We start from the raw sequence: 9,224 nt of genomic DNA on the forward strand, positions 1-9,224 counted from the left end.
GGGTGCTAATCCAGGGCAAACAGTGTGCGGGCACTGTCCAGCAGATCATGACGGTTATCTGCTGAGGCCTGACGCATCTGAACGCTGGGTTCGTGCAGAATTTTGTTGGTCAGGGATTGAGAAAATCGTTGCAGAACCTCTTCGGCACTCTGGCCCTTTTTCAGCTGTTGCAGGGCTTTTTCCAGTTCCTGCTGGCGTAGTTTTTCGGTTTGCTGGCGTAACTCCCCGATCAGTTGTCCGGCACCACGGGCACGACGGGCCAGCATAAATTCTTCCACACCTTCCAGTACCAGCTGTTCTGCCTGCTCTGCTGCTTCCTGACGGCTGCGCATATTTTCTTCGATAACCTCTTTAAGGTCATCGACGCTGTACAGATAGATATCGTCCAGATCACCGACCTGAGGTTCGATATCTCGGGGAACCGCTATGTCCACCATAAAAATAGGTCGGTGCTTACGCACTTTCAGGGCGCGTTCTACCGCACCTTTGCCCAGAATAGGTAGCTGACTGGCGGTTGAGGCAATCACGATATCGGCTTTTTCCAGCTGGTGGGGAATATCGCCCAGTAGCACTGCTTCACCATTAAACTCCTCTGCCAGTGCCTGAGCACGCCCCAGAGTCCGGTTTGCGACCACCATATCTTTGACTCCGGCATTACGCAGATGGCGGGCTACCAGTTCAATGGTTTCTCCGGCTCCGATCAACAGCGCGCGGCTGCGGGCCAGGTCAGAGAAAATACGCTGGGCCAGATTAACGGCAGCATAAGCTACAGAAACGGGGTTTTCACCAATTGATGTGCGGGTGCGTACCTGCTTGGCTACCGAAAAGGATTGCTGGAACAGCTGATTCAGTTCCCGGCCTACCAGGCCTTTATCCTGTGCGTTCAGAAAGGCGTCTTTAATCTGTCCCAGAATCTGGGGTTCACCCAGTACCATGGAATCCAGGCCGCAGGAGACCCGCATCAGATGCCTGGCAGCATGTTCGCCAAGATATTCATAGCTGTAGCGGGCCAGATCGGCCAGATCCAGATGATGGAACTGACTGATCCACTCCAGTACCGGCGCAGTTTCTTCCCCGTCAACTACGCAATAGAGCTCTGTGCGGTTACAGGTGGAAACCACAGTCACTTCGCTGATTGAGGGGTGCTGTCTCAGCTGCTGAAAGGCACCTTCAAGCTGTTCCGGGGTAAAGGCGACTCTTTCTCGAATCTCCACCGGGGCAGTTTTATGATTGATTCCAAATGCAAGCAGGCTCATAACGGATCGTGTTTTGTACCGGTCTGGTTCGGTAACTGATTTTTTCTGCCGATGCCGGAGAGTATAGTCCGGTCTGACAGGTCGTCAGGTTTATCAGTTCCGATTGTTAGCAAGAGGCTGTCTCTGATCATACTAAATAGCAGAGCGTCCACCCGTTTTTCTGACGTTTTATCTGGCATAAGCTATGACAGTCTCTGTCTTAGTCTTTAATTACAGAGTATTCAGAAAGCTTCCTGACTTCTTTTCAGGAGGCGAGGGATAATATCATAAACCGACTTGTCCTGACATACAGGTAAACTGACGCAAAGTTTGATCGTTACCGCCGATAATATCGGGTACAACATCAGAGTTCTGTTTATTCCTTTTATCGCATCGGAGTAAAAGAATGCTGGTCTGCTCTGGCATAGCTGCGGCTGAATCCGGCGGCTCTTAGCAGAGTAACCTTTGTGCTGATATTGATAACGGCCGAAGGTATTGCCCCGGCATTGTCTGGTGCAGATTAAACTGAACGTGTATTGTGTGGTCTTATTTTTTATCGTCCGACTCAGGAAACGAGCATGCGAGGCTTTATATTCCCCATACTGGGCTGTGTAGCCCTGATGACAGGATGTCAGTCCCTGAATCCTTCATACGGTATTGCACAGGATACTCCTCTGGTTTACGACCCTGCGGCTGAACAGGCTGTGGAAATCAAAGGGTTAAATGGCGACAGTCTGGCTCAGCTACTGGCTGCTGAAATTGCCGGTCAGCGTGAGCAGTTTGATTATGCTTTGCAGGTCTATCTGTCTCAGGCCAGTGAATATCAGCACCCTCAGCTGGCTGAGCGGGCAACCTGGCTGGCGCAATATGCCGGTGATGTAGAGGCGGCACTGGATGCAGCAACCTTATGGAGTGAGACGGACAGTGATAATAAAGATGCGCATCAGATGGCGTCTACGCTCCTGGTTCAGCAAGGGGAGTTACTGGAAGCGTTTGATCATCAGAAAAAGTTACTGGAGTTAGGTGAATCCACTCATTTCAGTTATCTGGCTGAGCGCAGTGAAAAAAGAGAAGCGCTGATTAAAGAAGAGTTGTTACTGAATATCCATAGTTTGTTGAGAGAGTATCCGGACAACCCGGATCTGTTAACCGCCAGTGGACAGTTGTTGATTTACCGCCAGGCGATGCCGCAGGCTCTGCGACAGATCTCCCGTGCTTTGCAATATCAGCCCGATAACGTCAGCGCGATTATTCTGAAAGCCGGTCTGGTTGCCGGGTTGCAGTCGGTATCCGGTGGCGTCGATGTGCTGAGAGAAGGGGCAGCCAGATTACCGGATAACCTTCGCTTACAACTGGCGCTGGCCCGAGGGCTTCTGAAAGCAGGGCAGACCGATGAAGCCCAGGTGGTATTTCAGACGATTGCAGATAAGCATCCTGATAATGGCCAGCTGGCACTGTCACTGGCATTAATCCTGATGGAGAATGGTCTGGTTGAGCAGGCTAAGGCTGAGCTGGAAAAGTTATTATCCTCCCAGCAGGAAACCAGTTCTGCACATTATTATCTGGGGCGACTGGCAGAACAGGAAAATGATCTGGACGGTGCCGTATTCCATTATCAGGAAGTCCTGGATGGTAAAGATTTTTTACAGGCCCATGCCAGAGCCGCACGTATTCAGATTGAACGGGGGCAGATAGAAGATGCCAGAGTTCACCTGTCCCGTATGCGACTCAGTCGACCGGATCAGAGTGTTCGTCTGTATCTGATTGAGGCTGAGTTGTTGCAGGCTGTTGATCGTTATGATGATGCTATGCAGATTCTGAGCGATGGTGTTGAACGCATGGGTAATGATTATGAACTGCTTTATAGCCGGGCGATGATAGCGCTGAAACGTGAAGATATTGTCACGATGGAGCAGGATCTGCGCCTTATCCTGGAACAGGAACCCAATAATGCCATGGTGCTGAATACCCTGGGTTACAGTCTGACCGAGTATACCGAACGTTATCAGGAAGCGATGGCTCTGATTCGCAAAGCCTATGATCTGAAGCCGGGCGATCCGGCGATTACTGACAGTCTGGGCTGGGTTTACTTTAAACTGGGTCAAAACAGTGAAGCGATTCTGTTGCTGAGTCAGGCTTATGAACAGATGCAGGACCCGGAAATCGCTACTCACCTGATAGAAGTGTTCTGGGCCGGGCAGCATAAAGAAGAAGCACGTAGTTTGCTGGATGAGGCACTGGAACTTTTTCCGGATAATCCATTGATAGAACGCCTGATAGAACGCTTTCCAGAGCTGAAGCAACAACCGGTTATGTCGGATAGCGATTCGGTAGCCGGACAGCAGGCTCGCTGATGATGGGCAGAATGAGGTTGACGACGAAAAAACTGACAGGTGTTTTCCTGGTCGTGCTATTGACTCTGGCCGGGTGTAGTGCCCCGCAGAAGCTTGAACAGGCTGATCAGCATTATACCGATGGGCATACCCGTGCTCTGATGAAACTGACCCACTGGCAATTCAGTGGCAAGATACGGGTGAAGACGGAAGATAGTGCGAATAGTGCGAATATTCAGTGGCTGCAGGAAGGGGAAAACTACCGCATTGTGCTCAGTGGTCCTCTGGGAAAAGTAGGCGCTGTGATTGATGGCAATCCGTACCGGGTGACACTGGAAATGCCGGATCATCCGCTTTATCAGGCTCAAACCCCTGAGGCACTGCTGTATGAACACTTTGGCTGGAATCTGCCATTAAGCCATCTGTTCTACTGGGTGCGTACCCTACCTGCACCGGGCAGTAACTTTGATGCTAAAACCAATGAAGAGCAGCAACTGGCTGTCATTCAGCAGGATGGCTGGGATATTCGCTATGATCGTTTCCATAATCAGTTTACCCCGGCACTGCCTGGACGTATGAAGATCAATAAAGGTGATCTTCAGCTGACACTGGTGATGAATCAGTGGCAGCCTGAATTTGTAACCGCTCAGCACTAACCTCTGTGAGGTGTTTTGCAACCTCTGTGAGGTGTTTTGCTGAGCCCCGCTATCTGTCTGTATAACTTCTATTCCGGATCTGTTTATTATGAACACGCCTGCTGCTGGCATAGCTCCTGCTGTTGTCTGGCCAGAATCTTTGTCATTACCTTCCTCTGTTACTCTGCCTGCTCCGGCTAAGCTGAATCTGATGTTGCATATCGTCGGACAGCGGGAAGATGGTTATCACCTGTTACAGACACAGTTTCAGTTTCTGGATTTCTGTGATCAGCTGACGTTTGAGCTGACCGGCGAACATTCCGGCGGTATTGAGCTGATCTCCGAGATGAAAGATGTTGCCGCAGAAGAGAATTTGATTGTGAAGGCCGGGCGGCAGTTGCAACGTTGCCATCCGGATAGAATATTACCGGATGTCAGAATCACGCTGGAGAAAAGAATCCCTATGGGTGGTGGTGTGGGTGGTGGCAGCTCAGACTGTGCTACTGCACTGATCGCACTGAATTATCTCTGGCAACTGAATATGACCGTTGACCAGCTGGCAGAGATTGGTGTCAGTCTGGGAGCTGATGTGCCGGTGTTTGTGCGTGGTAATGCCGCCTGGGCAGAAGGTATTGGTGAGCAACTGACTCCGATTTATCTGCCGGAACCGTATTTTGTCGTACTGATTCCGGACTGTCATATTTCAACAGCGAAAATTTTTTCAAATAAAGAGTTGACAAGAGATAGCAGAATAATGAAAATAGCGCCCGCACTTGAGCAGGGCGGTCACAACGATTGCGAACCAATTGTCCGAAGTCTCTATCCTGAAGTGGATGAGGCGGTAAGTTGGCTGGCTCAGTTTAGCAAAACACAAATGACAGGTACTGGAGCTTGTGTATTTGCAGGGTTTAAAGACAAAGAAACTGCTATAAAGATTCTTTGTCAAAAGCCTGAAAACTGGCAAGGGTTTGTCGCTCAGGGGAAAAACATTTCTCCTTTATTCAGTAAGCTGTCTGAGTTTATTGAATCGTAACAAGTGCAGGTTCAGAGAGTGATACAGATTGCTCTGAATCTGATTTGTAAATAAATGGGGTATCGCCAAGCGGTAAGGCACTGGATTCTGATTCCAGCATTCCCAGGTTCGAATCCTGGTACCCCAGCCATTTTCTGCACAGCCCGCACACTCCCAGTCAGACTGAAAATCCAAAGGTAGTTACTCGTGTCAAAATTAATGGTGTTTACGGGGAACGCAAACCCCCAGTTAGCCCGCAAAGTTGTTGATTGTCTGGATATCCGTCTTGGTGACGCTACAGTTGGACAATTCAGCGATGGAGAAATTGCCGTTGAAATTAACGAGAACGTACGTGGTAAAGACGTTTTCGTAATCCAGTCTACCTGTGTGCCGACTAACGATAACCTGATGGAACTGATCCTGATGGTTGATGCACTGCGTCGTGCATCTGCTCAGCGTATCACCGCTGTAATTCCTTATTTTGGTTATGCTCGTCAGGATCGTCGCGTACGTTCCGCCCGTGTGCCTATTAGTGCTAAAGTGATTGCAGATATGATCGTATCCGTGGGTGTAGATCGTGTGGTAACGGTTGACCTGCACGCTGACCAGATCCAGGGCTTCTTTGAGGTACCTGTTGATAACGTATACGGTTCCCCTATTCTGCTGGATGATATTGAGCGCCAGAACTATGACGATCTTGTCGTAGTTTCTCCTGATGTTGGTGGCGTTGTGCGTGCTCGTGCCATTGCCAAACAGCTGAATGATGCTGATCTGGCTATTATCGATAAGCGTCGTCCACAGGCCAACGAAGCTCAGGTAATGCACATCATTGGTGATGTGCAGGATCGTACCTGTGTACTGGTTGATGACATGGTGGATACTGCGGGTACCCTGTGTAAAGCCGCTGAAGCTCTGAAAGCTCATGGTGCGAAGCGTGTGGTTGCTTATGCCACTCACCCGGTTCTGTCTGGCCCTGCGATTGACAACCTGCGTAACTCTGTTCTGGATGAACTGATCATTACAGACACTGTTCCTCTGACTGAAGCTGCTAAAAAATGCGGTAAAATCCGTCAGCTGACCCTGTCCAGCCTGCTGGCTGAGGCGGTACGTCGTGTCAGCAATGAGGAATCAATCAGCGCGATGTTTCGCTGATTAAAACCGATTTAAACCCGAACGCTGATTTCTGGTCGCGGAAATCAGCGTTTTCTATATGTAAAACTGAGGAAAATCATTATGTCTGATTTCGCTTTAAACGTTGCAGTACGCAGCGACAAAGGGAAAGGTGCGAGCCGCCGCCTGCGTCGTCTGGAAGGTACCACTCCTGGTATCATCTACGGTCTGGGTAAAGAGCCTGTTTCTATCTCTGTTGAGATGAAAGAGCTGTTCAAGAAGCTGGAAAACGAAGCGTTCTATACTCACATTCTGGATCTGAATGTTGAAGGTGGCGAGAACGAGCAGGTTATTCTGAAAGCGCTGCAGCGTCACCCATATAAAGACGTTGTCCTGCACGCTGACTTCCAGCGCGTAAGCGAAGACTGCAAAGTAACTGTACACGTGCCAATTCACTTCCTGAACGAAGCAGACTGTAAAGGTGTTAAAACTCAGGGTGGTGTGATCCAGCACAATCTGTCTGAGGTTGAAGTACGTGCACTGCCTAGCCAGCTGCCTGAGTCTATCGACGTTGACATGAAGTCTGTTGAGCGTGGCACGACTATTCACCTGTCTGACCTGAAACTGCCTGCAGGTGCTCAGATTGTTGAGCTGACTAAAGGCGCAGATCACGACGCAGGTGTTGTGTCTGTAAACGCACCTAAAGGTGCGGCTGCTTCTGAAGAAGCTGCTGGCGAAGAGTAATCTTTGCTGAGGGTTCCGGTATGAGTAACGGTATTGCACTGATTGTTGGTCTGGCAAATCCAGGCGCCGAGTATGAGCAAACCCGACACAATGCCGGAGCCTGGTTTGTCGAGGCGTTGGCGAGACACTGCGGTGTTTCCCTTCGCCCCGAAAAGAAATATCATGGGTTATATGCCAAAGCCCGCTTTGAAGGTCGTGACCTTCATCTTCTGATTCCCACCACCTTTATGAATCGCAGCGGACAGGCCGTGTCTGCCGTGTGCAGTTTCTATAAAATTCCTGTTGAGTCCGTACTGGTTGCCCACGACGAGCTGGATATTCCTCCTGGTACAGCACGCTTTAAAAGCGGTGGCGGTCATGGAGGGCATAATGGTTTACGGGATATCATCAGCAAACTTGGCAATAATAAAGGTTTCAACCGTTTACGGCTTGGAATCGGTCATCCCGGCAGTAGTGATAAGGTCACCGGATATGTGCTGGGCCGTGCGCCGAAAGCAGAGCAACAAGCTCTGAATGACTGCATTGATGAAGCGATTCGGGCTTTACCTGATGCCGTTGACGGTCAGTGGCCTGCGGCGATGAATCGATTGCACAGCTTCAAGTCCGCCTGATCCCTCCTCCTTGCCTGATGCCGTTTCAACCACGCATTCAGGATCATCATCATGGGTTTTAACTGTGGTATTGTCGGCCTGCCTAACGTAGGTAAATCGACGCTGTTTAATGCTTTAACCAAGTCCGGCATTGATGCCGAAAACTTCCCGTTCTGTACCATTGAGCCGAATACAGGCATTGTGCCTATGCCTGATCCGCGTCTGGATGTACTGGCTGGTATTGTAAGCCCTGAAAAAGTCTTGCCGACCACGATGGAGTTTGTGGATATTGCCGGCCTGGTTGAAGGCGCGTCCAAAGGTGAAGGCCTGGGGAATAAGTTCCTGGCGAATATCCGGGAAACTGATGCGATTGCCCACGTGGTACGTTGTTTTGAAAATGAAAACGTGATTCACGTAGCCAACCGTGTTGATCCGGCTGCTGATATTGAAATCATCAATATGGAGCTGGCTCTGGCGGATCTGGAATCGGTAGAAAAGGCGATTCAGCGCCTGGCAAAGATTGCAAAAAGCGGTGACAAGGATGCCAAAGCGCAGAAAGAGCTGCTGGAAAAAATCCAGCCGCATCTGGAAGAAGGCAAACCACTGCGTAGCTTTGGTCTGAGCGATGATGAGAAAAAGCAGCTGAAGTCTTATAATTTCCTGACCGTTAAGCCGACCATGTATATTGCTAACGTGGACGAAGACGGTTTTGAAAACAATCCTTATCTGGATGTGGTAAAAGGCATTGCAGCTGATGAAGATGCTATCGTAGTGCCCGTATGCAACAAGCTGGAAGCCGAGATTGCTGAGCTGGACGACGAAGAGCGTGAAATGTTCCTGGCCGATATGGGTATGGAAGAACCAGGTCTTGATCGTGTTATTCGTGCTGGCTATGGCCTGTTGGGTCTGCAGACTTATTTCACCGCCGGTGTTAAAGAAGTACGCGCCTGGACGGTTAAGATCGGTGCGACAGCACCAGAAGCGGCTGGTGTGATTCACACTGATTTTCAGCGTGGCTTTATCCGTGCAGAAATTGTAGGCTATGACGAGTTCGTTGAGTATAAAGGCGAGCAGGGTGCTAAAGAAGCCGGGAAATGGCGTCTGGAAGGTAAAGATTACATCGTTCAGGACGGCGATGTGATTCACTTCCGTTTTAATGTCTGATTTTTTTAAAGAAATTTAAAAAAAGGCTTGCAAGTGGTGCAGAAGTCCTTATAATCTGCACCCGCAATTGGCTATGTAGCTCAGCTGGTTAGAGCACAGCACTCATAATGCTGGGGTCGCAGGTTCAAGTCCCGCCATAGCCACCATATTAAGAAAAGCTGTTCAGTAACCTGAACGGGTTGTTAACAGTTTTTCCACAGTTCAGGCTATGTAGCTCAGCTGGTTAGAGCACAGCACTCATAATGCTGGGGTCGCAGGTTCAAGTCCCGCCATAGCCACCATATTAAGAAAGCCGCTTATATAAGCGGCTTTGTAACTATTCAGCTGCCCGGTCAAAGATATCTGGCAGCTGCCCACAAAATAACAGGGTTAAGGCATTACTTGCTGATACCGATTGTTTA

The 9,224-nt window shown here is 49.6% G+C and carries 8 protein-coding genes and 3 tRNA genes; 10 read left to right on the forward strand and 1 reads right to left on the reverse strand.

Going from position 1 to position 9,224, the window contains the following annotated elements; translation table 11 throughout:
* Window positions 1-5 precede the first annotated feature (5 nt).
* Complete coding sequence (hemA, locus tag H4O21_RS22165; RefSeq protein WP_182811339.1) at window positions 6-1,256, reverse strand: glutamyl-tRNA reductase; 1,251 nt, start codon at window positions 1,254-1,256, stop codon at window positions 6-8.
* A gap of 557 nt (window positions 1,257-1,813) precedes the next feature.
* On the opposite strand from hemA, the gene H4O21_RS22170 reads away from it, so the two are divergent.
* The 10 genes from H4O21_RS22170 to H4O21_RS22215 all read left to right on the forward strand — a co-directional run bounded on the left by H4O21_RS22170 (window position 1,814) and on the right by H4O21_RS22215 (window position 9,104).
* Window positions 1,814-3,589 carry a tetratricopeptide repeat protein gene (locus H4O21_RS22170; RefSeq protein ID WP_182811341.1) on the forward strand — a complete coding sequence of 592 codons (1,776 nt, stop codon included), beginning with the start codon at window positions 1,814-1,816 and terminating at the stop codon, window positions 3,587-3,589.
* 11 nt (window positions 3,590-3,600) lie between these two features.
* Window positions 3,601-4,224, forward strand: a complete 624-nt coding sequence (gene lolB, locus H4O21_RS22175; RefSeq protein ID WP_182811344.1) for a lipoprotein insertase outer membrane protein LolB — start codon at window positions 3,601-3,603, stop codon at window positions 4,222-4,224.
* An 88-nt stretch (window positions 4,225-4,312) separates the two neighbouring features.
* Window positions 4,313-5,236, forward strand: coding sequence for a 4-(cytidine 5'-diphospho)-2-C-methyl-D-erythritol kinase (gene ispE / locus H4O21_RS22180; RefSeq protein ID WP_182811347.1), 924 nt, complete (start codon window positions 4,313-4,315; stop codon window positions 5,234-5,236).
* Between the two features lie 55 nt (window positions 5,237-5,291).
* Window positions 5,292-5,366: transfer RNA gene (locus H4O21_RS22185), tRNA-Gln, on the forward strand.
* Window positions 5,367-5,422: 56 nt separating this feature from the next.
* A complete protein-coding gene (locus tag H4O21_RS22190) occupies window positions 5,423-6,367 on the forward strand; it encodes a ribose-phosphate pyrophosphokinase (RefSeq protein WP_182811352.1) in 945 nt (314 codons plus the stop codon).
* A gap of 81 nt (window positions 6,368-6,448) precedes the next feature.
* Complete coding sequence (locus H4O21_RS22195; RefSeq protein ID WP_182811355.1) at window positions 6,449-7,069, forward strand: 50S ribosomal protein L25/general stress protein Ctc; 621 nt, start codon at window positions 6,449-6,451, stop codon at window positions 7,067-7,069.
* 20 nt (window positions 7,070-7,089) lie between these two features.
* Window positions 7,090-7,680: an aminoacyl-tRNA hydrolase gene (gene pth / locus H4O21_RS22200; RefSeq protein WP_182811358.1), complete on the forward strand. Its 591-nt coding sequence runs from the start codon at window positions 7,090-7,092 to the stop codon at window positions 7,678-7,680.
* 51 nt (window positions 7,681-7,731) lie between these two features.
* On the forward strand, window positions 7,732-8,823 hold the full coding sequence (gene ychF / locus H4O21_RS22205; RefSeq protein ID WP_182811361.1) for a redox-regulated ATPase YchF: 1,092 nt from the start codon (window positions 7,732-7,734) through the stop codon (window positions 8,821-8,823).
* A 69-nt stretch (window positions 8,824-8,892) separates the two neighbouring features.
* Window positions 8,893-8,969: transfer RNA gene (locus H4O21_RS22210), tRNA-Met, on the forward strand.
* A 58-nt stretch (window positions 8,970-9,027) separates the two neighbouring features.
* A tRNA-Met gene (locus tag H4O21_RS22215) sits at window positions 9,028-9,104 on the forward strand.
* Window positions 9,105-9,224 lie beyond the last annotated feature (120 nt).

Source organism: Oceanospirillum sediminis (genome assembly GCF_014164585.1).
GTDB lineage: Bacteria > Pseudomonadota > Gammaproteobacteria > Pseudomonadales > Halomonadaceae > Oceanospirillum > Oceanospirillum sediminis.

Coding starts and splice junctions, on each gene's coding strand:
- H4O21_RS22195 (WP_182811355.1), top strand. CDS start 6,449: ATGTCTGATTTCGCTTTAAACGTTGCAGTACGCAGCGACAAAGGGAAA.
- ispE (WP_182811347.1), top strand. CDS start 4,313: ATGAACACGCCTGCTGCTGGCATAGCTCCTGCTGTTGTCTGGCCAGAA.
- pth (WP_182811358.1), top strand. CDS start 7,090: ATGAGTAACGGTATTGCACTGATTGTTGGTCTGGCAAATCCAGGCGCC.
- ychF (WP_182811361.1), top strand. CDS start 7,732: ATGGGTTTTAACTGTGGTATTGTCGGCCTGCCTAACGTAGGTAAATCG.
- H4O21_RS22170 (WP_182811341.1), top strand. CDS start 1,814: ATGCGAGGCTTTATATTCCCCATACTGGGCTGTGTAGCCCTGATGACA.
- hemA (WP_182811339.1), bottom strand. CDS start 1,256: ATGAGCCTGCTTGCATTTGGAATCAATCATAAAACTGCCCCGGTGGAG.
- lolB (WP_182811344.1), top strand. CDS start 3,601: ATGAGGTTGACGACGAAAAAACTGACAGGTGTTTTCCTGGTCGTGCTA.